This window comes from Streptomyces sp. NPDC056222 (genome assembly GCF_042264065.1).
In the GTDB taxonomy this organism is placed as follows: Bacteria; Actinomycetota; Actinomycetes; order Streptomycetales; family Streptomycetaceae; genus Streptomyces.
On sequence record NZ_JBHJTL010000075.1, the window covers coordinates 1 to 23,353 of the forward strand.

The following is a 23,353-nucleotide window of genomic DNA, read 5'->3' on the forward strand; positions in this document are numbered from 1 at the left end:
CCTCTGCGGCCCCCCACCACGGACGGCGCCTCCCGCACCGGTACGACCCTCCAGTACCTCCGCTACGTGGCCGGCAAGCTGGGCGGCGCGGCCGTCTCGCTGCTCGCCGTGCTCGTCACCAGCTTCTTCCTCTTCCGGATCATCCCGGGTGACCCGGTCAAGGCGATGACGCACGGTGTGCCGACATCGGCCGAACAGCTGGCGACCCTGCGTCGGCAGTTCGGGCTCGATCTGCCGCTCTGGCAGCAGTTCACCGACTACTGCGCCAAGGCGCTGAGCGGCGACCTCGGCACCTCGTACCAGTTCCACGCCCCGGTCGGCGATCTCATCGCCACGAAACTGCCGGCCACCCTGCTGCTCACCGGCGTGGCCGTGATGATCTACTCGGCGCTCGGGCTGTGGCTCGGCACCCGCTCCGCCTGGCACCACGGCGGGCTGGGCGACAAGCTCAACACGGGCGTCGCGCTGACCCTGTGGTCCGTGCCGTCGTTCTGGCTCGGACTGCTTCTGATCATCGTGTTCTCGGTGGGCATCGGCCCGATCCCGGGGCTCTTCCCGACGGGCGGCATGGAGTCGGGCGCGGGCGAGACCGGCTTCGCGTACGTTCTCGACGTCGCGCACCACATGGTGCTGCCGGTCCTCACCCTGGTGGCCGTCGGCTACGCGCAGACCCTCCTGGTGATGCGCTCCTCGCTGCTCGACGAGATGGGCAGCGACTATCTGACCACCGCGCGGGCCAAGGGGCTCCGGGACGACGTCGTACGACGCCGCCACGCGGTTCCGAACGCGCTGCTGCCGACCGTGACGATGGTCTTCATCAACCTCGGCCATGTGGCGGCGGGCTCGATCCTGGTGGAGACCGTGTTCTCCTGGCCGGGGCTCGGCGGGCTGTTCTACCAGGCGCTCAGCGTGCCCGATCTGCCGCTCGTCCAGGGCCTGTTCGTGGTCTTCGCCGGCGCGATGATCGTGATGAACCTGATCGCCGATCTGCTCTATCCGCTGCTCGACCCCCGGGTGGGCCGATGACTTCTCTCACATGGGAACGCCGACGCGGTACGGTGTCCCGCTTCTGGAAGCAGTACCGTACCCACCGCGCCGGTCTCTACGGTCTGGCCGGGCTCGCCGTCATCGCGCTGCTCGCGCTCGCCGCCCCGCTGATCGTCGGCGCCGACGTCCAGTCGGTCACCAATGCGCCGGGTACGGCCCTGGAGCCCCCCAGCGCCGAATTCCCGCTGGGGACCGACCAGTTCGGCCGCTCGCTGCTCGGTCTGCTGCTCTGGGGAGCGAGGATCTCACTGCTCGTCGGCCTGCTCGCGGCGGCGCTGTCGGTCGCCATCGGCACACTCGTGGGCATCATCGCCGGCCACTACGGAGGCTGGTTCTCGACCGTCGTCATGCGGATCACCGACTGGTTCCTGGTGATGCCGACGCTGGTCCTCGCGATCGTGCTGGCGACCGTGCTGTCCCGGTCGATGTGGACGGTGATCCTGGCGATCGGCGTCACCACCTGGCCGACCACCGCCCGGCTGGTGCGGGCCCAGACGATCGCGGTGGAGTCCCGGCCGTACATCGAACGGGCCACCGCGCTGGGCGGCGGACACGGGCACATCATGAGCCGGCACGTGCTGCCCAATGTGATGCCGCTGGTGCTCGCGCAGACCACGCTCGGCATCTCCACCGCGATCCTCACCGAGGCGACGCTCGCCTTCCTCGGCCTCGGCGACCCGACGGTGGTGTCCTGGGGCGGAATGCTCCAGGACGCGCGGGAGGCGGGCGCGGTCTCCTCGGGTCACTGGTGGTACCTCGCCCCGCCCGGGATCGCGATCGCACTGGTCGCGCTCGCGTTCACGCTGTGCGGGCGGGCGGTCGAGTCCGTGCTGAACCCGAAGCTGGGAGTGGGTCGATGAGCCTGCTGGAGGTACGGAACCTGAGCGTGACGTACGGGTCGGGGGCGGCCGCCGTCCCCGCCCTGCGGGGGGTCGATCTGACCCTGGCCGCCGGGCAGAAGCTCGGGGTCGCGGGCGAGTCGGGCTGCGGGAAGTCGACGATGGCGCTCGCCCTGCTGCGCCTGCTGCCGCCGTCGGCCCGGCTGACCGGGGAGATCCTGCTCGACGGCGAGGACGTCCTCGCCATGAAATGGGGACGGCTGCGGGCCGTGCGCTGGGCGGGGGCGTCGATCGTCTTCCAGGGCGCGATGCACTCGCTCAACGCGGTGCACCGGATCGGCGACCAGATCGCCGAGCCGCTGCTCACCCACGGGCGCTCCACCCCGGCGGCAGCACGCAGGCGGGTCGGGGAGCTCCTGGAACACGTGGGGCTGCCGCCCGCGCGGGCGGCGGGCTATCCGCACGAACTGTCCGGCGGGCAACGCCAGCGGGTGATGATCGCGATGGCGCTCGCCTGCGATCCCCGGTTGATCGTGGCCGACGAGCCGACGACGGCGCTGGACGTGATGATCCAGGCGCAGATCCTGCGGCTGATCGAGCGCCTGGTGGCCGACGACGGGATCAGCCTGCTGATGATCAGCCACGATCTCGCCGTGCTCGCCGACACCTGCGACCGGCTCGCGGTGATGTACGCCGGCCGGGTGGTGGAGGAGGGCCCGGCCCGGGCCGTGTACGACGCGGCCGAGCACCCGTACGGACGGGCGCTGTCCTCGGCCTTCCCGAGGATCGGCGACCCGGCGTCCCGGCGGGCTCCGCGCGGGCTCCCGGGCGATCCGCCGGACCCGGCGGATCTGCCGGTCGGCTGCGCGTTCCACCCGCGCTGCCCGATGGCGGTGGAGGTGTGCGGTGAGCAGGACCAGGAACTGCGGGAGGCGGGCGCGGGGCGCCGGGCGGCCTGCGTACACGTGGGGAGTGGCTCGTGAATCCGTTGACACCTGACGGCGGCGCGTCCGAGGCGGGCTCGCCGGTCCGGGCCGGGGCGTCGAGCGCCGCACCATCCGCGCCCGCGCCGTCGACTCCCCTGTTGTCGGCGACCGGACTGAAGGTCACCTTCCCCGGGCGGCGGGGTGCGCCGGCCGCCCGCGCGGTGGACGGGGTGGACCTGGACATCGGCGCGGGCGAGATCGTGGCGCTGGTCGGCGAGTCGGGGTGCGGCAAGACCACGCTGGCCCGTTCGCTGCTCGGCCTGGTGCCCCCGACGTCCGGGACCGTCACCTTCGCCGGGCAGCCGCTGTCGTACACCTCCCGCGCCCTCAAGGCGTACCGGAAGCGGGCGCAGTTGGTCCTCCAGGACCCCAGCGGCTCGCTGAATCCGCGCCACACGGTGTACGACGCCGTGGCCGAGGGGCTGCGGATCCACGGCTACCCGGGGGACGAGCGGGCCGCCGTCGGGGAGGCCCTGTCACGGGCCGGGCTGCGCCCGCCGGAGCGCTTCTTCCTGCGCTACCCGCACGAGCTGTCCGGCGGGCAGCGTCAGCGGGTCGTCATCGCGGGCGCGCTGGTCCTCCAGCCCGAGCTGATCGTCGCGGACGAGCCGGTGGCCTCGCTGGACGCCTCGGTACGGGGCGAGATCCTGGCGCTGCTGCTCCGTCTGCGGGACGAACTGGGCCTGTCGGCGCTGGTCGTCACGCACGACCTGGGTCTCGCGTGGAACATCGCGGACCGGGTGGCGGTGATGTACCTGGGACGGATCGTGGAGACCGGCACGGTGGAGTCGGTCCTGACCTCACCTCAGCACCCGTACACCCGGGCCCTGTTGTCGGTCCTGCCGGAGTCGGAGGGCGAGCCGGTGGTCCTGACCGGCGAGCCCCCGGACCCGGCCCGCATCCCGTCCGGGTGCCGCTTCCACGCCCGCTGCCAGGTTCTGGCCTCGGGGGAGGCGTCCGCCGTCGCGGACCGCTGCCGGGGCGAGGAGCTGCCGGTGCTGGGCGGCAGCGGGGCGCGGGACGTGGCGTGCCACTGGGTGCGTGACGGGGCGGAGGTCACGAGCGGGCGCTGACGCCCGCCGGAGGCGTCTGCGCCGCGCAGAGCCGGAGCTGCGGGGCGGGCCTCGCCCCGGACCTCCGGCGCGGCCCCGATCAGCTCTTCCGGTCGTACGCCTCGGTCAGTTCACGGCAGCGCTTCACGTCGCCGGCCATCGCTTCCAACAGGTCGTCCAGGGTGTCGAACTTCAGCATCCCGCGGACGTACGCCAGGAAGTCCACGGCCACGTGCAGGCCGTACAGGTCGAGCCCTTCCCGGTCGATCGCGTACGCCTCGACGGTCCGCTCGGTGCCGTCGAACTGGGGGTTGGTGCCGACCGAGATCGCGGCCGGCATCCGCTCCCCCGCGGCCGTCAGCCAGCCGGCGTACACGCCGTCGGCCGGGATGGCGGTGTGCGGCAGGGTCTCGACGTTGGCGGTCGGGAAGCCGAGCTCGCGGCCGCGCTGGGCGCCGCGGACGACGATGCCCTCGACTCGGTGCGGGCGGCCGAGGATCTCGCCGGCGCCCTCCATGTCGCCCTCGGCGACCAGGCGGCGGGTGAGCGTGGAGGAGAACGGCTCGCCGCCACCCGCCGTACCGCTCACGTAGAGGTCGACGACCTCGACCTCGTAGTCGTAGGTGGCGCCGAGCTCGGCCAGGAAGTCGACGTTGCCGGCGGCCCGGTGGCCGAACCGGAAGTTCGGACCCTCGATGACGGCCTTCGCGTGCAGCTTGTCGACGAGGACCTTCACGATGAAGTCCGCCGGGGAGAGCTGCGAGAACTCGGCCGTGAAGGGCAGGACGAGCACCGCGTCCACGCCCAGCTTGGCCATCAGCTCCGCGCGCCGGTGGTGCGGGGCGAGCAGGGGCGGGTGGCTTCCGGGCCGTACGACCTCGGAGGGGTGCGGGTCGAAGGTGACGACGACCGAGGGGACGCCGAGCTCGCGGGCGCGGTCCACCGCCCGCCCGATGATCAGCTGGTGCCCGCGGTGCACACCGTCGTAGGAGCCGATGGTGACGACGCTGCGCCCCCAGTCCTGGGGGATGTCCTCCAAGCCACGCCAGCGCTGCACTGTGACCGCTCCTCGTCCGCCTGTTCGCCGATTACGCAGGTCTAAGACTGCCATGCCCACGGCCGTCGTCCCGCATCGGCATGGAACTGCCGAGGCTCAGGACCGTACGGCGGGTGCCGGGGCCGACGACGGAGGCCCATTCCGCGGGGGCGGCGGTGAGCCAGCGGGCCAGCTGGGCCGCGAAGGCGGGGACTTCGCGGGCGAGCTCGCCGAGGCGTCTGTCGAGACAGGTGGCGCCCTCGGGGGTGCGGACGAGGAGGAGGGCGGCGCGGTGGACGAGGTCGCGGGTACGGACCTCGGTGCGCCGCTCGCAGCCGAGGGCGGCGGCGCGCAGCAGGGCGTCGAGGACGGCCAGGTCCCGGGCCTCGTACCGCTCGTGGTCGAGCAGGAGGTCGAGGAGTTCGGTACGCAGGAGGCGGGAGGCGCCGGTGCCGGGGGCGGCGAACACGGGGGCGAGGGCGCTGCGGACCTGGACGGGGCGGTTCTTGAGGAGGCCGGTGACGAGCGGGAAGAGGATCGCGCGGGCGGCCGGTCCGTGTTCGAGGCGCCGGTCGACGAAGGCGGCGGCGTGGCGGGCGCCGTCGGGGTGGCGGTCGACGTATTCACGCACGAGGGCGGCGGCGCGGCGGGCGAGGGCGGGAGTGGTGACCTCGGCGAGGGCGCGGAGCACCTCGCCCGCGGCCTCCCCCGGGCCGTCCAGGCGGGTCTGGAAGGCGGCGAGGACCGGTTCGGGGTGGGTGGGGAGCGCGGCGGCGAGCGCGCACGCCGGGACGCCGGCGTCGGTGAGGGCGCGGGGCAGATGGCGGGAGCGGGTGTGCGGGTCGCGGACGAGGAGGCCGAGGGCGGGGCCGTGCAGGGCGGCGTCGCCGGGGCGGGCGAGCAGGGCGAGGGCCGTGTAGCGGAGGAGTTCACGGTCGGGTCCGGTCGTGACGCGCTCGGCGACGAGGCACCCGTACGCGGCGGCGGCGGCCCGACGGGCGGGGCGCCCGTCGTCGTGGGCCCACCGGTCGACGGCCCGGCACACGGCGGACGGCTCGTCCTCGACGAGGGCGGTCAGCAGCCCGTCGGCGAGCGGATGGGCGGTGGCGACGAGGGCCTCGCAGAGGTCGTCGACGGCGAGGTGCCGATGGGTGTGCAGCAACGCCTGCGCGGCGGTGGCGACGGTGGCGTCCGGCGCGGCGGCCAACGCGCGCGTGTCGCCGAACCAACGACAGAGCAACGGCTGCACACCCCGGGGCTCGGCGACGAGCCGAGCGGCCACGGCATCGAGAAACCGTGGCACCCCATCGCCCCCGGGCGCGGCATCGGCGGGGACGACCCGCCGCAGGAGGTCCATCCGCTCCCCTTCCCCGATGCGCAACGCTTCCCAGAAGACGGGCCCGAAGGGAGCGAAGGCACCGGCGAGGGGGGCGGGGGCGGGCCCGGGCGGGTCGGCGGGCCCGGGCAGGTCGGCGGACCCGGGCAGGTCGGCGGACCCGGGCAGCTCGGTAGGTCCGGGCAGGCCGGCGGGCTGACGCGGCCCGGGTGGGTCGGCCGGCTGACGCGGCCCGGGCAGGCCGGCGGGCCCAGGCGGGCCGACCACCTGATGCGGCCCGGGCAGGCCGACTGGGCGACGCGCCCGCCGTCTGCCGGGTGACCCGGTCGGCTCGTGTGCCTGCGGCCCGCCCGGCGGGTCGGGCGGCTGGTGCGGGCGCGGCCCGGGCGGGCCCGAAGGCCCGGACGGCGCGAGGGTCCGCTGGGCGGGCAGGAGCAGCCTGGGAGCGGGGGCCTGCGGCGGGGGTGGCGGGCCGGTGCCGATGCGGTCGGCGAGATGGCGGAGGACCGGGAGGTAGGGCTTGGGGTCCGGGAGGCGCAGCAGGGTCTGGGACAGGAGTTGGGCGCCCCACCAGGCGGCGTCGGTGGACTCCCGGCCCGCGGCGGACAGGCGGTCGAGGGCGTCGGCCAGGGCCGTCAGGCGCGGCCCGAGCGCGGCAGGACCCTGTTCGCGGTCCAGGAGGAGCAGGGCCTGGACGACCGGGCCGATCCGGTGGCGGGGCACGGGGAGCGAGCGCGCGGGCTCCTCGCCGGTGCCGTGCGCGCCGGGCGGCGGGGGTACGTGTCCTGCCGGCATGGCGCGCGGCGCCCCGGAGCGGGACGGGAGCCCGACCGGCGCGCTCTCGTGCCAGCGGTGGACAAGTGCGTGCAGGGCGCCGTCGACGTCCAGGTGAGCGCCCTGGATCCAGTCGGCGAGCTCCTCGTGACCGAAGCGGTAGCCGGATCCGGCGGGAACGACGAGTCCCTCCGTGAGGACGGCGGACGCCCAGCCGGTCCGCCACGGGAAGATCTCCTCGAAGGACTCCCGGTCCAGTTCCCCCTGCCCCGGCCCGAGGCACCGACGCGCGGCCTCGTGAACCCGCCCCGCCACCCGTGCCGCGAGCCGTCGTACGGCGGTACCCCGTGGGAGTGGGCGGGACCCGGCGGCGATCCGTACCGCGACGCGCAGACACATCAGATCCAGATAGGAGCCGAAGATCTCCTCCCGCCCGGGGCGTCCGGGCACATCGCCGGGCAGCGCCTCGCGCACCTCGGCGAGCAGCCGCAGCGCGAGCGGATGCCGCGCGTCGTCGATCCCCGGATCGGTCCCACTGAGCCCGTATCGCCCCAGGGCCAGGGCCGCCTCGCCCTCGGCCAGGTCCCCGATCGGCACCCCACCGGCGGCACAGGCCGGGGACCCGAGTACGTGCACCGGCGTACGCCCACCGATGCCGGGCTCCGCGCCGGACGGGCCCGAGCCTTCGAGCCCGGCCGGGCCGGTCGGCCCCCAGCCCCCCGAACGGCCGAGGTCGGGCCGTCCGTGTCCGGCATCGCCCCGCGGACCCGACCCCTCACCCCCGCGCGCCGGACCACCTCCGTGCAAGGACTCCGGCGCGTACAGGCCGCTCGCCTGGTCCCAGTGTTCCGGGCGGCAGCCGAGCATCAGGCGGGTGCCGTGGGCGTGGAGCCAGGATTCCGTGCCCTTCGTCCAGGCGGGGAGGCGGTGGGCGAGGGTAGGGGGCATCTCCTCCGGGCCGTCGAGGATCACGAGTAGCGGGCGGCCCGCCGCACGGGCGAGGGCGGCGGCCCGTTCCGGGGTCGCGGTGGTGGCATCACCGCGCGCGCCGGTCGTCGCGACGATCCGGCCGGCCTGGCGCAGGACGCGGGCGACGGCGTCGGCGACCGAGGTGTCCTCCGCGCGCAGGTCCGCGCCGCGCAGCCAGACGGTGGGCGCGGGCTCGGCGCCCCGGGCGCGGTCGGCGCAGTGGGCCGCGAGCGCCGTGGTGCGGCCGGTGCCGGGCGCGCCGACGAGCGCGAGGACCACCGCGCCGCCCTGGGCGAAGGCGGCGAACTCCCGGACGCACACGGCCCGTTCGACGGGCTCACCCCATCCCCTGGGGCCGCCGGCCGAGCCGAGGGAGGTGGCGGTGAGTTCCAGGACGCCCGCCAGGTTCAGGTCCTGGCCGTAGCAGGGGACCGTCGCCGCGTTCCGTCGCAGCAGCGCGGCCAGCGGCTCCACGGCCGCGAGGGACACCGCGTACCCGGCCGCGTCGCGGCGGTCGCCATGCAGCGCGGTACCGAGGACCGCGACCACGGCCCCGGTCCCGGGGTCCACGACCGGGCCGCCGGCGGCCCACCCACCGAGGCGGAGCGCCTCCGCGCCCTCGGTGCCGATGGCCAGTTCGAGGGCGTGGTCGAGGACATGGAAGCGATCGGTGGCGGTGTATGTGACGGACGCACTGCCCAGGACCCGCGCCTCGCGCCAGCCGTGCGCGGCGATCCGCACGTACGTCCCGGCCTCGATCCGGGTCCGGGACGAGACGGGCAGTGGGCGGACCCCGAGCCCCTCGGTCCGTACGAGCGCGAGACCGGCCTCGGGGAGGGTCGTGATGGCATCGGCCTCGGCGAGGCACATCCGCTCGTCGGCGGCGTGCAGCACGATCCGTACGAGCCCGTCGACGGCCTCGTGGCTGGTGACGACGGTCCCCCGGTCGTCGGCGACGAAGCCCGTTCCGCGCGGTCGGCCCGCCAGATCGCAGATCCGTACCAACGTCGCCAGGTCCCCGCGTCCCATGGTGTCGACGGTAGGTCGGCAGTGATCACTCCGAGAAGTGCACCGGACGAACGCGCCCCCCAGCGCTCCCCCGTTTCACTCCGAGCGCCTGCTCGAAGGGGTGAATGAGGGGTTCGGAGTGGATAGACAGTCCCCGGAGGGGGATCGTGGAGCGGCCCCGCGCGCGTCCCCGCTCCACCATGATCAGGGCCGTCGGCCCCTGTGCGAAGGCCGCTCAGCCGAAGACGGCCAGGCTCTTGGCCTTGCCCTTCTGCTCCTCCACGAGAGCCAGCAGCCGACCGTCCGGGGCGAAGACCGCCACGGGGCCCGCCGGATAGGACGGCATCTCCAGACGGACGCCGTTCAGCAGCAGCCGGGCCCGCTTCTCGTCGACATCCCAGCGGGGGAACGCCGCCCCGGCCGCCTCGGCGACCGGCATGACCGTCAGCTCCTCCTGGAGCTGGTCCAGGGTCCTGGCCGAGTCCAGCTTGTAGGGGCCGACCCGAGTTCGCCGCAGCGCGGTCAGATGACCGCCCACGCCGAGCCCGGCGCCCAGGTCACGGGCGAGCGCCCTGATGTACGTACCGGAGGAGCAGACCACGGAGACGACGAGGTCGACGACGGGCGTGCCGTCCTCGGCGGTGGCCTCCCGGACGTCGTACACCTGGAAGGACGAGACCGTGACCGGCCGGGCCGGGATCTCGAACTCCTCGCCGCCGCGCACCCGCGCGTACGACCGCTTGCCGTCGATCTTGATGGCGGAGACCTTCGACGGCACCTGCATGATGGCGCCGGTCAGCTCCGCCACTCCCGCGTCGATCCCCTCACGGGTCACCTTGGACGCGTCCACGGAGGCCGTGATCTCGCCCTCGGCGTCGTCGGTGATCGTGGTCTGGCCGAGACGGATGGTGCCGAGGTACTCCTTCTCGGTCAGCGCGAGGTGACCGAGCAGCTTGGTCGCCCGCTCCACGCCGAGGACGAGGACGCCCGTCGCCATGGGGTCGAGCGTGCCCGCGTGGCCCACGCGGCGGGTCTTGGCGATCCCGCGCATCTTGGCCACGACGTCGTGCGAAGTGAAGCCCGACGGCTTGTCGACGATGACAAGGCCGTCGGGCGTCTTTGCGGTGCTCATCAGGCGGTGGTGCCCTCTTCGTCCTCGTCCTCGGGCTTGCGGTACGGGTCGGCCTCGCCGGCGTACTTCGCGCCCGAGGACGCCTCGCGCACCTTGGCGTCCGAGGCCCGCGCCTTGTCGAGGAGGTCCTCGATCGTCTTGGCGGTCTCCGGAAGGGCGTCCGCGACGAAGGTCAGCGTCGGCGTGAACTTCGTCCCGGCGGCGGCACCGACGGCGGAGCGCAGGATGCCCTTGGCGCTCTCCAGTCCGGCGGCCGCGCTGGCCCGCTCCTCGTCGTCGCCGTAGACCGTGTAGAAGACCGTGGCCTCCCGCAGGTCACCGGTGACGCGGGTGTCCGTGATGGTCACGTGCGTACCCAGGCGCGGGTCCTTGATGCCGCGCTGCAGCTTCTCGGCGACCACCTCCCTGATGAGGTCCGCCAGCTTCTTCGCCCGCGCGTTGTCGGCCACTGGTCCTTCTCCTTCTTCGCCTTGCTCATTCAGTCTTCATCAGTGTGGAGCCTGCGTCGCACCGACAGCAGCTCCACCTCGGGCCTGGCCGCCACCAGCCGCTCGCAGCGGTCCAGTACGTCCGACACGAACCCCGGGTCCCCGGACACCAGCGCGACGCCCAGCCGGGCCCTGCGATGGAGGTCCTGGTCGCCCACCTCGGCCGCGCTCACGGAGAACTTGCGCTGGAGCTCGGCGACGATGGGCCGGACGACGGAGCGTTTCTCCTTCAACGAATGAACGTCGCCGAGGAGCAGATCGAAGGACAGAGTCCCCACGTACATGTAGTGCCGGATGTCCCGCCGGTTCGGGTTCGGTGGCCCGCCACGCCGTCGCTTGGCAGGAACACCAGAACCGTACACGCAACGGCCGGGGCCGATCGACGGAAATAACTCCCGCCGACCGGCCCCGTCCCACCCGCCGCCCGGCCACCACCCCTGGTGGACCGCGCTACGCGCGGGCTGTTACCAATTGCGCTCAGGCGCGCGGCTTCTCGCGCATCTCGTACGTCGCGATGACGTCGTCGATCTTGATGTCGTTGAAGTTTCCGAGGTTGATACCGCCCTCGAAGCCTTCGCGGATCTCGGTGACGTCGTCCTTGAAGCGGCGCAGACCGTGGATCGTGAGGTCCTCGGCGATGACCTTGCCGTCGCGGACGAGGCGCGCCTTGGTGTTGCGCTTGACCTCGCCGGAGCGGATGAGGACACCGGCGATGTTGCCCAGCTTGGACGAGCGGAAGACCTCGCGGATCTCCGCCGTACCGAGCTCGACCTCTTCGTACTCCGGCTTGAGGAGGCCCTTGAGCGCCGCCTCGATCTCCTCGATCGCCTGGTAGATGACCGAGTAGTACCGGACGTCGACGCCCTCGCGCTCCGCCATCTGCGCCGCGCGGCCCGCAGCGCGGACGTTGTAGCCGATGACGATGGCGTCGGAGCCCATGGCCAGGTCGATGTCCGACTCGGTGACCGCACCCACACCGCGGTGCAGGACACGGATGTCGACCTCTTCGCCGACGTCGAGCTGGAGCAGCGAGGCCTCCAGGGCCTCGACCGCACCGGACGCGTCGCCCTTGATGATGAGGTTGAGTTCCTGGACGAGACCGGCCTTGAGCACCTTGTCGAGGTCCTCGAGGGACACCCGGCGGACGCGCTTGGCGAAGGCGGCGTTGCGCTCACGCGCCGCGCGCTTCTCGGCGATCTGACGGGCCGTACGGTCCTCGTCGACAACCAGGAGGTTGTCGCCGGCACCCGGGACGTTGGTGAGACCCAGGACCAGGACGGGAGTCGACGGGGTCGCCTCCTCGACGTTGTTGCCCTTGTCGTCGAGCATCGCCCGGACACGGCCGTACGCGTCGCCGACCACCACGGTGTCGCCGATGCGCAGCGTTCCGCGCTGGACCAGGACGGTCGAGACGGCACCGCGACCACGGTCGAGGTGCGACTCGATCGCAATACCCTGCGCGTCCTGGTTCGGGTTGGCCCGCAGGTCGAGCGAGGCGTCGGCGGTGAGGACGACGGCCTCGAGCAGGGAGTCGATGTGCAGACCCTGCTTGGCGGAGATGTCGACGAACATCGTGTCGCCGCCGTACTCCTCGGCCACCAGACCGAACTCGGTCAGCTGACCGCGGACCTTGGTCGGGTCCGCACCCTCGACGTCGATCTTGTTGACCGCGACGACGATCGGGACGCCGGCGGCCTTGGCGTGGTTGAGCGCCTCGATCGTCTGCGGCATGACGCCGTCGTTGGCCGCGACCACGAGGATCGCGATGTCGGTCGACTTCGCACCACGGGCACGCATGGCGGTGAACGCCTCGTGACCCGGGGTGTCGATGAAGGTGATGCGACGCTCTTCGCCGTTGACCTCGGTACCCACCTGGTAGGCACCGATGTGCTGGGTGATGCCACCGGCCTCGCCCGCGACGACGTTCGTCTTGCGGATCGCGTCGAGAAGTCGGGTCTTACCGTGGTCGACGTGACCCATGACGGTGACGACCGGCGGACGGGAGACCAGAGCCTCTTCGCCGCCCTCGTCCTCGCCGAACTCGATGTCGAAGGACTCGAGGAGCTCGCGGTCCTCCTCCTCCGGCGAGACGATCTGAACGGTGTAGTTCATCTCCTCGCCGAGCATCGTCAGCGTGTCGTCGGAGACGGACTGCGTGGCCGTGACCATCTCGCCGAGGTTCATCATCACCGCGACGAGCGACGCCGGGTTGGCGCCGATCTTCTCGGCGAAGTCGGTGAGGGACGCACCGCGCGACAGGCGAATGGCTTCGCCGTTGCCGCGAGGCAGCATCACGCCGCCGACCGACGGGGCCTGCATGGCCTCGTACTCCTGGCGCCTCTGACGCTTCGACTTGCGACCGCGACGCGCGGGACCGCCGGGACGACCGAAGGCGCCCTGCGTGCCACCACGGCCACCGGGGCCACCGGGACGGCCACCGAAGCCGCCGGGACGACCGCCGAAGCCGCCGCCACCGCCGCCGGGACCACCCGGACGACCGCCGCCGCCACCGGGACCACCGGGACGACCGGCGAAGCCGCCGCCGCCACCGCCGGGACCGGCCGGACGACCGGCGAAGCCGCCGCCGCCACCGGGACGACCGCCGCCGCCACCCGGACGACCACCGGGGCCACCGGGGCCACGGCCGCCGGGGCCACCACCGGGACGCGGGCCGGCAGCGGGACGCTGCGGCATCATGCCCGGGTTCGGACGGTTACCGCCGGGCGCGCCGCCCGGACGGGGAGCCTGCGGACGAGGCATGCCACCGGGGGTCGGACGAGCGCCGCCCTGGCCCTGGGGACGCGGGGCGCCACCGGGGCCGCCCTGCGGACGCGGGGCACCCGGAGCGGCACCGCCGCCGGGACGGGGGGCACCGCCACCCGGACGGGGCGCCTGCGGGCGCGCCATTCCGGTGGAGCCACCCGAGGTGAAGGGGTTGTTGCCCGGACGCGGACCGGCCGGACGGGCACCGCCCGGACGCGGAGCGCCCTGGCCCTGCGGACGCGGGGCACCCTGGCCCTGCGGACGCGGCGCGCCCTGACCCGGACGGGCGGGGCGCTCGCCGGTGGGACGGGGTCCCGGGGCCGCGCCACCGGGACGCTGACCGGCGGCGGGAGCCGACGGGGGCGCGGTGAACTCGGGGGCGGCCGGAGCCGGCGTGACCGGCTTGGGCGCGGGCTTCGGACCCGGGCGGGGGCCCGAGGCGGCCGGAGCCGGAGAGGGGGTGCTGCTCGCGGGCGCGGCCGGAGTGACCGGAGCCGGCGCCGCAGGCGCGGCGGGGGCCGGCTTGGGGGCCGGGGCGCCGGGCTTGGGGGCAGCGGGACGTGCCGCGGCGGCCGGAGACGGCGCCGCGGGCTTCGAGGGGGCGGCCTTGCGAGGCGCGCCAGGCTTCGCAGCGGTCTTGCCGGCGCCACCGCCGGGACCCTGCAACGCATCAGTCAACTTGCGCACGACCGGCGCCTCGATAGTCGAGGACGCCGAACGGACGAATTCACCGAGTTCTTGGAGCTTGGCCATGACGACCTTGCTCTCCACACCGAACTCCTTGGCGAGTTCGTATACCCGGACCTTAGCCACTTCGCTCCTTTTAGGTCCGGTTACCGCCGGACCGTCGCTACTTCATGGGCGTACTCATCGCGTACTCATCGAGTGCTCATCGCAATCTCGACCTACTTCCAACTCGCGAGGTACCTGACCGCACGGTCTTCCGTGCCGTACTTCTTCTTACAAAGCCTGCCGCTCTACGTGATAGCGAATATCCGCCGTTTCGAGCGGACCCTGGACCCTGAAGGCCCTCGGGAACGCCCGGCGGCGGACCGCCAGGTCGAGGCAGACCGAGGCGGGATGCAGATACGCACCCCGGCCGGGCAGCGTACCGCGATGATCGGGGACACATGCGCCCTCGACCTCCACGATGCGCAGCAAATCGCTCTTGGCCGCCCGCTCCCGGCATCCCACACAGGTTCGCTCAGGGCACGCTCGGTCTTGCGTCCGGCCAGACACGGCTAAGTCTACCTCCCCGTAGCGACCTCACCCGTTTGGGGCAAGAATCGAACGGTCGTTTGTCGTGATCTCGCCCTCACACAACGTGACGAGAGCGGGAGCTGTTCCCTGCGGCAGCCCTGCGGCGCGACTCAGTCGCGGTCGCGCTGCTCGTCGGAGGGGTGCTCCGTGTCCGGACGGATGTCGATGCGCCAGCCGGTGAGGCGGGCGGCGAGGCGGGCGTTCTGCCCTTCCTTGCCGATGGCCAGCGACAGCTGGTAATCGGGCACGGTCACCCGGGCGGAACGGGCGGCCAGGTCGACGATCTCGACTTTCGAGACCCGGGCCGGGGAGAGCGCGCTGGCCACCATCTCGGCCGGGTCGTCGGACCAGTCGACGATGTCGATCTTCTCGCCGAGCAGCTCCGCCATGACGTTGCGGACACGGCTGCCCATGGGGCCGATGCAGGCGCCCTTGGCGTTCAGGCCCGAACGGGTGGACCGTACGGCGATCTTGGTGCGGTGACCGGCCTCACGGGCGATCGCCGCGATCTCGACGGAACCGTCGGCGATCTCGGGGACCTCCAGCGCGAAGAGCTTCTTCACCAGATTGGGGTGGGTGCGCGAAAGGGTGACGGACGGACCGCGGACACCCTTGGCGACGCGGACCACGTACGTGCGCAGCCGCAGGCCGTGCGTGTACTCCTCGCCCGGCACCTGCTCCTGCACCGGAAGGATGGCTTCCAGCTTGTCGTCGAGCTTGACGAGGACGTTCTTCGGGTCCTTGCCCTGCTGCACCATGCCGGCGACGATGTCGCCCTCGCGGCGGGCGTACTCGCCGAAGGTGACGTCGTTCTCGGCGTCGCGCAGCCGCTGCTGGATGACCTGACGGGCAGTGCTCGCCGCGATCCGGCCGAAGTCCGACGGGGTGTCGTCGAAGTCCTTGGGCTCCTGGCCCTCCTCCAGTTCGGAGGGGTCCTCCTTGGCCCACACCGTCACATGACCGGTCTGCCGGTTCAGCTCCACGCGCGCGTGGCGGCGGGCGGACGGGGTGCGGTGGTATGCGATGAGGAGGGCCGACTCGATCGCCTCGACCAACAGGTCGAAGGAGATCTCCTTCTCTTGTGCCAAGCCCTTCAGGAGCTTCACGTCGATGTCCACGGCTACGCCTCCTCTTCCTTCTTGTCCTTGCGGTTGAACTCGATCTCGACACGCGCCTTGGCGATGTCGGCGAACTCGACCCGGCGGGCGGTGGGCTTGCGCCCCTTCACGCCCGGCACTTCGAGGTCGATGCCGTCGTCGTCCACGGTGAGGATCCGCGCGACGAGCTCTCCACCGTCGTTCAGCTGCAGCTTGGCAAGGCGGCCGGTGGCGCGCACGTAGTGACGGGGCTCGGTGAGCGGGCGCTCCGCGCCCGGGGTGCCGACCTCAAGGGTGTACTCCCCCTCGCCCATCGCGTCCGTCTCGTCCAGCTTCGCCGAGAGCGCGCGGCTCACATCGGCGACCTGGTCCAGGTCGGCTCCCTCGTCGGAGTCGACGACGACGCGCAGCACCCGCTTGCGTCCCACGGAGGCCACCTCGAGCTCTTCGAGATCGAGTCCCTGCGAGGCGATGAGCGGCTCAAGGAGTGCTCGCAGCCTGTCGCTCTGGGTGGTGCTCATCCGGGTGACTCCTCGGCCGCGTGTGCTGTTGTGGGTTCGTCGCGTGTCAGACCAAAGGGTATCCGGTCGCGGGGGGTGTTGCCGTCCACGGGGCCGGGGGCCGCGGGTACGCTCGCCTGCGGTGATCTTCGACCGAGGCCGAGGGAGTGGATGTGGGGCGCACGGGGACCGTGGGCAGGCGGGCGCTCCTGGCGGCGGGGGCGGTGACGCTGGTCGGCTGCACGTCCGAATCGGGTGGTGGTGAGCGGCCGAGGAAGCAGACCGCGGCCGAACGGGCGGCGCTCGCGGAGGCGGCTCTGCGCCGCGGATCGGTGACGACGAGCCTGACCCTGCTGGAACGTTACGACGCGGTGCTGGCCGCGCACCCCTCGCTGACGGAGCGGCTGACCCCGCTGCGACGCGCGGTGGCCGCGCACGCAGCCGCCCTGGCCGAGGGCGTGACACCGCTGCCGACCGGCGGGTCCACCGCGAGCGGGGAGGCGCACGATTCCGAAGGCACGGAGGCCAAGGCCGGCCCTTCGGCGGACACCCCCGGTGCCGCCGCGTCCGCTCCCGGTCCCACCGCGTCGGGCCCCGCGGCCGCGGCCGTTGCGGCCGACCCGGCGGTCGCCCTCAAGGACCTGGCGGCCGCCGTCCGCAGGACCGCCGACGCACACACGGCGACGCTGCTCGACGCACCGCCCGAGTACGCCCGGCTGCTCGCCTCGGTGGCGGCGGCCGGCGCGGCGCACGCCTATCTGCTGACCGAAGGAGGCCGGGGATGAGCGCCCTGGACGCGGCGCAGGCCGCGCTCGCCGCCGAACACGCGGCGGTGTACGGATACGGGGTCGTCGGCGGCCGGATCGGTACCGAACGGCGCGCGGAGGCCACCTCGGCGTACGAGGCGCACCGGGCCCGGCGGGACGGGCTGCGCAGGACCGTACGGGACCTGGGCGGGGAGCCGGCCGCGGCGGCGGCGGGCTACGAGCTGCCGTTCCCGGTGCCGGACACGGCCGCGGCCGTACGGCTCGCGGCGGTCCTGGAGGACCGGGTGGCGGGGGTGTACTCCGATCTCGTACGGGCCGCCGAGGGACCGCTGCGGCGGGACGCGGCCGCCGCGTTGCGCGAGGCAGCGGTACGGGCCGTTCGCTGGCGTGGCACCGACGTAACCTTTCCTGGGCTCGCCGAGCGCGTGTGAGTCCGGCTCTGACGGCCCTGACCAGGCTCCGGTACTGCAGAAGGAACAACGTACGCATGGGTTTCGAACCGCCGCAGCGACTGGTACGGGTGCTCGGCGAGACGTACGGGAACGCCGTCGCGGCCGAGTGGCTCGGGAAACTGCCCGAGCTGGCGCGGACCGCGCTGGAGCACGCCTCCCTGGAGAGCGAGCGGGTGGTGGCGCCCGGCGGACGCAGCAGCCTGGTCGTCCTCGTACGGCAGCAGGACGGCTCCCCGGCGGCTCTGAAGATCGCCCCCGAGCTCGCCCGGCCCGACCTGGAGCGGGACGCGCTGGCGCACTGGAACGGCTGGGGCGCGGTACGGCTCCTGGAGGCGCCCGAGGACGGCTCGCTGGTCCTCGAACGGCTGCACACCGAGGTGTCGCTGCGGTCCCTCCCGGAGGCGAAGGCGCTGCTCGAGGCGGCGGGCACGGTCCGGAAGCTGTGGGTCGAGCCGCCCGCGGAGCACGGTTTCGAGTCGGTGGCCGAGCGCACGGCCTGGCAGGCGACGGCGATGGAGCCCTACCGTGCCGACGCCGAGGCCGGTGCGCTGACGGCCGCCGCGCTGGCGGCACGCGAGGAGCTGGTCGCCGACTCCCCCGAGACGCTGCTGCTGCACGGCTGCTTCCGGCAGGGCAAGGTCCTGGCGGGCGAACGCGCGCCCTGGCTGGCCGTGGGCCCCGAGCCGCTGGTGGGCGAGCGCGCCTACGATCTGGCGCGGCTCGTACGGGACCGGGTCGAGGACCTGGTGGCGGCCTCGGCGGGGGCGTCGGCGGCCCGTCGGCGGGTCAACAAGCTGGCGGACTCGCTGGAGGTGGACCGGGAGCGGCTGCGGGGCTGGACGCTCTTCCGGGCGGTCGAGTCCGGTACCCGGGCGCTGGCGGCGGGGCGACATCAGGACGCGGAGCTGTTGCTGGAGTTCGCGGGCTGGCTGTAGGGGAATACCCTTCCTGTAACGCTCTGCTCGGACCTCAGGGGGCCGTGATGCTCGAGGAGCTGTTGACAGCGGCGGCGGCGACCGGAGTGGCGGTCGTGGTGTACGCGGGTGCGGCCGCGCGCGTGGTGAAGCAGTACGAACGGGGCGTGGTGTTCCGCTTCGGTCGGCTGCTGAACGATGTCCGCCAGCCGGGGTTCACGATGATCGTGCCGGTCATCGACCGGCTGCACAAGGTGAACCTGCAGATCGTGACGCTGCCCGTGCCGGCGCAGGAGGGCATCACCCGGGACAACGTGACGGTGCGGGTGGACGCGGTCGTGTACTTCAAGGTGGTCGACGCGGCGGACGCGCTGGTGCGGGTGGAGGACTACAAGTTCGCGGTCTCGCAGATGGCGCAGACGTCGCTGCGGTCGATCATCGGCAAGAGCGATCTGGACGACCTGCTGTCGAACCGGGAGAAGCTCAACCAGGGGCTCGAGCTGATGCTGGACAGTCCGGCGATGGGCTGGGGCGTCGCGATCGACCGGGTCGAGATCAAGGACGTCTCGCTGCCGGAGACGATGAAGCGCTCGATGGCGCGGCAGGCGGAGGCGGACCGGGAGCGGCGGGCGCGGGTGATCAACGCGGACGCGGAGCTGCAGGCGTCGAAGAAGCTGGCGGAGGCGGCGGCGGTGATGTCGGAGCAGCCGGCGGCGCTGCAGCTGCGGCTGTTGCAGACGGTGGTGGCGGTGGCGGCGGAGAAGAACTCGACGCTGGTGCTGCCGTTCCCGGTGGAGCTGCTGCGGTTCCTGGAGCGGGCGGCGCCGACGCAGGGCGTGGCGGGCGGGGAGTCGGCCGCGCCGCATGTGCCGGTGGCGGCACCGGAGACCTTCCAGGACCCCTTGCCGGGCCTCCCTGCGGAGCCCCGCCCCACGAGGGACCTCCCGGACCTGTCGGACCTGGCGGACCTCCCACCCCTACCGGACGAGACCGTCGCGGGGCCCCCGGCGGACCCGATCCCACGGGACGAGGCGGCGTAGGGCACGCGGGGGTCGACGTCGGGCGCCCGGCCCTGAGCCCGTAGGCACCCTCGTTGCGGGCAGGCGCTCTCCAGGGCGGTGCCCACCCTCAGCCCTCGCCACCCGGTCGTGAGCAGGCGCTCCACGGGGGCGGTGCCCACCCCTCAACCCCGCTCACGCGGGTTGTGGACAGGTGTTCCCGGGCGGTGCCCACCCCTCACAACCCCGCTCACGCGGGTTGTGGGCAGGCGTTCCGGGCGGTACCCACCCCTCACAACCCCGCTCACACGGGTTGTGGGCAGGCGTTCCGCAGGGCGGAACGGGTGGGCACAACCCGACAACGGCGCCGCACCCTTGCGCACCGTACGGACCGGGAGCCTGGGCCCGGCAAGGGCACCGTTCCGTTGTGCCCACCCTCCCCCAGACTCCGTCCGGGGGGACCCCCAGCCCCAGCGGAACAGTTGCCCACAACGGGGGGTGGGTGGGCGAGGTCGTGAGGGTGGGCGCCGGCCCGGCGGAATCGTTGTCCGCAACGGAGGTGGGGAGGGTGATGCGTGGGTGGGTCCGGGCCGGCGGAGCGCGGGCCCGCAGGGGGTGAAGAGGCGCCGCCCCCTGCCTCGGGGAGGCAGGGGGCGGCTTGGGGCGAAGTGTTACGCGCTCAGGCGCGCGATCGCCTCGGCCACCGGGAGTTCCTCGCGCTCACCCGTGCGGCGGTCCTTCAGTTCCACGACGCCCTCCGCCGAGCGGCGGCCGGCGACCAGGATCTTCGGGACGCCGATCAGCTCCGCGTCGGTGAACTTCACGCCCGGCGAGACGCCCGCCCGGTCGTCGACCAGGACCCGCAGGCCCGCGGCGCGCAGCTGCTCCGAGACCTCGAGCGCCAGCTCGGTCTGGAGGGCCTTGCCCGCCGCGACGACGTGGACGTCGGCCGGGGCGACCTCGGCGGGCCAGCACAGGCCCTTCTCGTCGGCCGACTGCTCGGCCAGCGCGGCGACCGCGCGCGAGACACCGATGCCGTACGAGCCCATGGTCACGCGGACCGGCTTGCCGTTCTGGCCGAGGACGTCGAGCTTGAGGGCGTCGGCGTACTTGCGGCCCAGCTGGAAGATGTGGCCGATCTCGATCGCGCGGTCCAGCGTCAGGCCGGTGCCGCACTTCGGGCACGGGTCGCCCTCCTGGACGACCACGACGTCGACGTACTCGTCGACCTCGAAGTCACGCCCCGCGACGACGTTCTTCGCGTGCATCCCGTCCTTGTTCGCGCCCGTGATCCACGCCGTGCCGGGCGCCACGCGCGGGTCGGCGATGTACGTGACCTTCCCCAGGCCCTGCGGGCCGACGTACCCGCGGACGAGGTCCCGGCGCTCGGCGAAGTCGGCCTCGGTGACCATCTCGACGGTCGCGGGGGCGAAGTGCTCCTCGACCTTGCCCATGTCGACCTCGCGGTCGCCGGGGACGCCCACCGCGACGATCTCGCCGTCGACCTTCACCAGGAGGTTCTTGAGCGTGGCGGAGGCCGGCACGCCGAGGGAGGCGGCCAGGGTCTCGATGGTCGGGGTGTCGGGGGTGGGGATCTCCTCGAGCGCCGGGACGGCGGAGCCGTCGACCGGCTTGAGCTCGTAGGAGATCGCCTCGGTGTTGGCGGCGAAGTCGCAGTTCGGGCAGTCGGCGAAGGTGTCCTCGCCGGCCTCGGCCGGGGCGAGGAACTCCTCGGACTTCGAGCCGCCCATGGCGCCCGCGGTGGCGGCGACGATGCGGTAGTCGAGGCCGAGGCGCTCGAAGATGCGCTTGTAGGCCTCGCGGTGCAGGGCGTAGGACTGGGCGAGGCCCTCGTCCTCCGTGTCGAAGGAGTACGAGTCCTTCATCTGGAACTCGCGGCCGCGCAGGATGCCGGCGCGCGGGCGGGCCTCGTCGCGGAACTTCGTCTGGATCTGGTACAGGATGACCGGCAGGTCCTTGTAGGACGAGCACTGGTCCTTGACCAGGAGCGTGAAGATCTCCTCGTGGGTCGGGCCGAGGAGGTAGTCGCCGCCCTTGCGGTCGTTGAGGCGGAAGAGCTCGGCGCCGTACTCGTCCCAGCGCCCGGTCGCCTCGTAGGGCTCACGCGGCAGCAGGGCGGGGAGCAGCACCTCCTGGGCGCCGATGGCGTCCATCTCCTCGCGGACGATGCGCTCGACGTTGGAGAAGACCTTCTTGCCCAGGGGCAGCCAGCTCCAGATGCCGGCGGCCGTACGACGGACGTAGCCGGCCCGGACGAGGAGCTTGTGGCTGAGGACCTCGGCGTCCGCCGGGTCGTCGCGCAGCGTCTTCGCCATCAACTGGGACATGCGCTGGACCGGTACGTTGGCCATGGTTCTCGTACTCCTGCCGGGTAAGGGTGATGGCAGGAGGTTAGCCGGGCGGCACCGGCTCGGTGAAATCAGTTCCGTGGCGAACCGGTTGCGCGGAGTCCGTTCCGGCGCGGCAACGGCAGCGGGGCGCCCATGACGGCGTACGGGCGGGGCGCGCTGGGGAAGTGGACCTGACGGGCCAGGTCCTGGTAGCCGAGGGCCCGGTACAGACCGCGGGCCGGGCTCTCCGTGTCGATCGCCGAGAGGATCGACCGGGGCAGGTCCGACTGGTCGGTGATGGCGGTGATCAGCTCACGGCCGATGCCCCGCCCCTGGTAGGAGGGGTGGACATGGAGCTCGGTGATCACGAACGAGTCGTCGAGCCAGTCCGCGGTGCCGCCGGCGCGGAGGTACGGCTCCACGATGCCGGACCACCAGTGGGTGCGGTCGTTGGGCATCCCGTACACGAAGCCGATCAGCCGGCCTGCGGCGTTGGTCGCACCGTAGGCGCAGGCGCCGGGGTTGAGCAGATGGCGGAGCACGATGTGGCGTCGTACGACGATCTCGTCCTCACTGAGCCCGAAGGCGAGCGCTTGGACGGCGAGGGCGTCGTCCACCCGCGCGGCGAGATTGACCGGTCCGATCGTGACGTCAGCGGCATCCATGCGCGCACCTTACAAGTGCCTCAGAAGAGCACGCTCATGAAGGCCCCGACCTCGCGGAAGCCGACGCGGCGGTACGAAGCCCTGGCCGGGGCGTTGTAGTCGTTGACGTAGAGGCTGACGACCGGGGCGACGTCGGCGAGGGCGTAGCGCAGCACGGCGGCCATTCCGGTCTCGGAGAGGCCGCGGCCGCGGAACTCGGGGGCCACCCAGACGCCCTGGATCTGGCAGGCCTGGCGGGTGGCGGCGCCGATCTCGGCCTTGAAGACGACCTTGCCGTCCTCGATGCGGGCGAAGGAGCGGCCGGCGCCGACGAGTTCGGCGACGCGGGCCTGGTAGAGCAGTCCGCCGTCGCCGGCCATCGGCGAGATGCCGACCTCCTCGGTGAACATGGCCACGCACGCGGGCATGATCACCTCCATCTCGTCCTTGCGGATGCGGCGGACGAGGGGGTCGGGCTCGACGGTGGCGGAGGGCTCCTCGGTGACCATCAGGGGCTGGTGGCCGCGGACGTCGCGGGCGGGCCCCCAGCTGGGCTCGAGGAGCCTCCAGAGCTGGGTGGTGGGCTCGGAGGGGCCGACGATGGAGGAGCAGCGGCGGCCGGTCCTGCGGGCGCGTTCGGCGAAGGCGCGGACGGCGTCGGGGGTGGCGCAGATGGGGACGAGGTTGGCGCCGGAGTAGCAGAGGGAGCGCAGCTGTCCGTCGGCGTACCAGCCCCACATCTCGCCGCCGAGGCGCCAGGGGTCGAGGCCGGCCGCTTGGACGCGGGCGGCGACGAAGGCGTTCTCGACGGGGGCGCTCTCGAGGACGGCGAGCGCGGCGCCGAGGTCGACGGGTTCGAGGACCCGGGTGGTGGTCTGCGTCAACACGAGGGGGCCTCACCATGCGGTCTGCTGATCTCCGCACTGTACCCGGAGCGTCG

General features: G+C 72.9%; 20 protein-coding genes. 8 read left to right on the forward strand and 12 right to left on the reverse strand.

Features of this window, described 5'->3' with window-relative positions:
- The first annotated feature begins 3 nt into the window (after positions 1–3).
- From ACFC0D_RS28295 to ACFC0D_RS28310, 4 genes are read left to right on the forward strand one after another with little or no spacing between them, the layout of a single operon-like run.
- Entirely contained in the window at positions 4–1,026 is a 1,023-nt protein-coding gene (locus ACFC0D_RS28295) for an ABC transporter permease (RefSeq protein WP_376441739.1), read from the forward strand.
- Positions 1,023–1,907 carry an ABC transporter permease gene (locus ACFC0D_RS28300; RefSeq protein WP_376441663.1) on the forward strand — a complete coding sequence of 295 codons (885 nt, stop codon included), beginning with the start codon at positions 1,023–1,025 and terminating at the stop codon, positions 1,905–1,907. Before ACFC0D_RS28295 ends, ACFC0D_RS28300 begins: the two co-directional genes overlap by 4 nt.
- On the forward strand, positions 1,904–2,869 hold the full coding sequence (locus ACFC0D_RS28305) for an ABC transporter ATP-binding protein (protein ID WP_376441666.1): 966 nt from the start codon (positions 1,904–1,906) through the stop codon (positions 2,867–2,869). Before ACFC0D_RS28300 ends, ACFC0D_RS28305 begins: the two co-directional genes overlap by 4 nt.
- Entirely contained in the window at positions 2,866–3,945 is a 1,080-nt protein-coding gene (locus ACFC0D_RS28310; protein WP_376441668.1) for an ABC transporter ATP-binding protein, read from the forward strand. The genes ACFC0D_RS28305 and ACFC0D_RS28310 overlap by 4 nt, the downstream gene beginning before the upstream one ends.
- A gap of 79 nt (positions 3,946–4,024) precedes the next feature.
- On the opposite strand, the gene ACFC0D_RS28315 is transcribed toward ACFC0D_RS28310, so the two are convergent.
- From ACFC0D_RS28315 to rimP, 9 genes are all read right to left on the reverse strand, one after another.
- Positions 4,025–4,981, reverse strand: coding sequence for a bifunctional riboflavin kinase/FAD synthetase (locus ACFC0D_RS28315; RefSeq protein ID WP_329115235.1), 957 nt, complete (start codon positions 4,979–4,981; stop codon positions 4,025–4,027).
- Between the two features lie 31 nt (positions 4,982–5,012).
- The gene (locus tag ACFC0D_RS28320) at positions 5,013–9,068 is read right to left on the reverse strand and encodes a trypsin-like peptidase domain-containing protein (RefSeq protein ID WP_376441672.1); all 4,056 of its coding nucleotides are present in this window, start codon (positions 9,066–9,068) and stop codon (positions 5,013–5,015) included.
- A gap of 214 nt (positions 9,069–9,282) precedes the next feature.
- The gene (truB, locus tag ACFC0D_RS28325) at positions 9,283–10,179 is read right to left on the reverse strand and encodes a tRNA pseudouridine(55) synthase TruB (protein ID WP_376441674.1); all 897 of its coding nucleotides are present in this window, start codon (positions 10,177–10,179) and stop codon (positions 9,283–9,285) included.
- A complete protein-coding gene (gene rbfA / locus ACFC0D_RS28330; RefSeq protein WP_361434416.1) occupies positions 10,179–10,628 on the reverse strand; it encodes a 30S ribosome-binding factor RbfA in 450 nt (149 codons plus the stop codon). The genes truB and rbfA overlap by 1 nt, the downstream gene beginning before the upstream one ends.
- A gap of 29 nt (positions 10,629–10,657) precedes the next feature.
- On the reverse strand, positions 10,658–10,951 hold the full coding sequence (locus ACFC0D_RS28335) for a DUF503 domain-containing protein (RefSeq protein ID WP_019889861.1): 294 nt from the start codon (positions 10,949–10,951) through the stop codon (positions 10,658–10,660).
- Between the two features lie 193 nt (positions 10,952–11,144).
- Positions 11,145–14,243 carry a translation initiation factor IF-2 gene (gene infB, locus ACFC0D_RS28340; protein WP_376441678.1) on the reverse strand — a complete coding sequence of 1,033 codons (3,099 nt, stop codon included), beginning with the start codon at positions 14,241–14,243 and terminating at the stop codon, positions 11,145–11,147.
- Positions 14,244–14,390: 147 nt separating this feature from the next.
- On the reverse strand, positions 14,391–14,669 hold the full coding sequence (locus ACFC0D_RS28345) for a YlxR family protein (protein WP_376441681.1): 279 nt from the start codon (positions 14,667–14,669) through the stop codon (positions 14,391–14,393).
- A 131-nt stretch (positions 14,670–14,800) separates the two neighbouring features.
- Positions 14,801–15,808 (reverse strand): transcription termination factor NusA, encoded by a 1,008-nt coding sequence (gene nusA, locus ACFC0D_RS28350; protein ID WP_376441684.1) that lies wholly within the window; start codon positions 15,806–15,808, stop codon positions 14,801–14,803.
- A 2-nt stretch (positions 15,809–15,810) separates the two neighbouring features.
- Positions 15,811–16,308, reverse strand: coding sequence for a ribosome maturation factor RimP (gene rimP / locus ACFC0D_RS28355; RefSeq protein WP_376441687.1), 498 nt, complete (start codon positions 16,306–16,308; stop codon positions 15,811–15,813).
- Positions 16,309–16,460: 152 nt separating this feature from the next.
- Here rimP and ACFC0D_RS28360 point away from each other — a divergent pair, with 152 nt between their 5' ends.
- From ACFC0D_RS28360 to ACFC0D_RS28375, 4 genes are read left to right on the forward strand one after another with little or no spacing between them, the layout of a single operon-like run.
- Entirely contained in the window at positions 16,461–17,072 is a 612-nt protein-coding gene (locus tag ACFC0D_RS28360; RefSeq protein ID WP_376441690.1) for a hypothetical protein, read from the forward strand.
- The gene (locus ACFC0D_RS28365) at positions 17,069–17,485 is read left to right on the forward strand and encodes a ferritin-like domain-containing protein (protein WP_376441693.1); all 417 of its coding nucleotides are present in this window, start codon (positions 17,069–17,071) and stop codon (positions 17,483–17,485) included. The genes ACFC0D_RS28360 and ACFC0D_RS28365 overlap by 4 nt, the downstream gene beginning before the upstream one ends.
- Positions 17,486–17,541: 56 nt before the next feature.
- Positions 17,542–18,441 carry an aminoglycoside phosphotransferase family protein gene (locus ACFC0D_RS28370; RefSeq protein ID WP_376441696.1) on the forward strand — a complete coding sequence of 300 codons (900 nt, stop codon included), beginning with the start codon at positions 17,542–17,544 and terminating at the stop codon, positions 18,439–18,441.
- A 47-nt stretch (positions 18,442–18,488) separates the two neighbouring features.
- Entirely contained in the window at positions 18,489–19,460 is a 972-nt protein-coding gene (locus tag ACFC0D_RS28375) for an SPFH domain-containing protein (protein ID WP_376441699.1), read from the forward strand.
- Positions 19,461–20,089: 629 nt separating this feature from the next.
- Here the strand turns inward: ACFC0D_RS28375 and ACFC0D_RS28380 are convergent.
- From ACFC0D_RS28380 to ACFC0D_RS28390, 3 genes are all read right to left on the reverse strand, one after another.
- A complete protein-coding gene (locus ACFC0D_RS28380) occupies positions 20,090–21,790 on the reverse strand; it encodes a proline--tRNA ligase (RefSeq protein WP_376441702.1) in 1,701 nt (566 codons plus the stop codon).
- A gap of 68 nt (positions 21,791–21,858) precedes the next feature.
- On the reverse strand, positions 21,859–22,434 hold the full coding sequence (locus tag ACFC0D_RS28385) for a GNAT family N-acetyltransferase (RefSeq protein WP_376441705.1): 576 nt from the start codon (positions 22,432–22,434) through the stop codon (positions 21,859–21,861).
- A gap of 20 nt (positions 22,435–22,454) precedes the next feature.
- A complete protein-coding gene (locus tag ACFC0D_RS28390) occupies positions 22,455–23,300 on the reverse strand; it encodes a GNAT family N-acetyltransferase (protein ID WP_376441708.1) in 846 nt (281 codons plus the stop codon).
- Between the last annotated feature and the right edge of the window lie 53 nt (positions 23,301–23,353).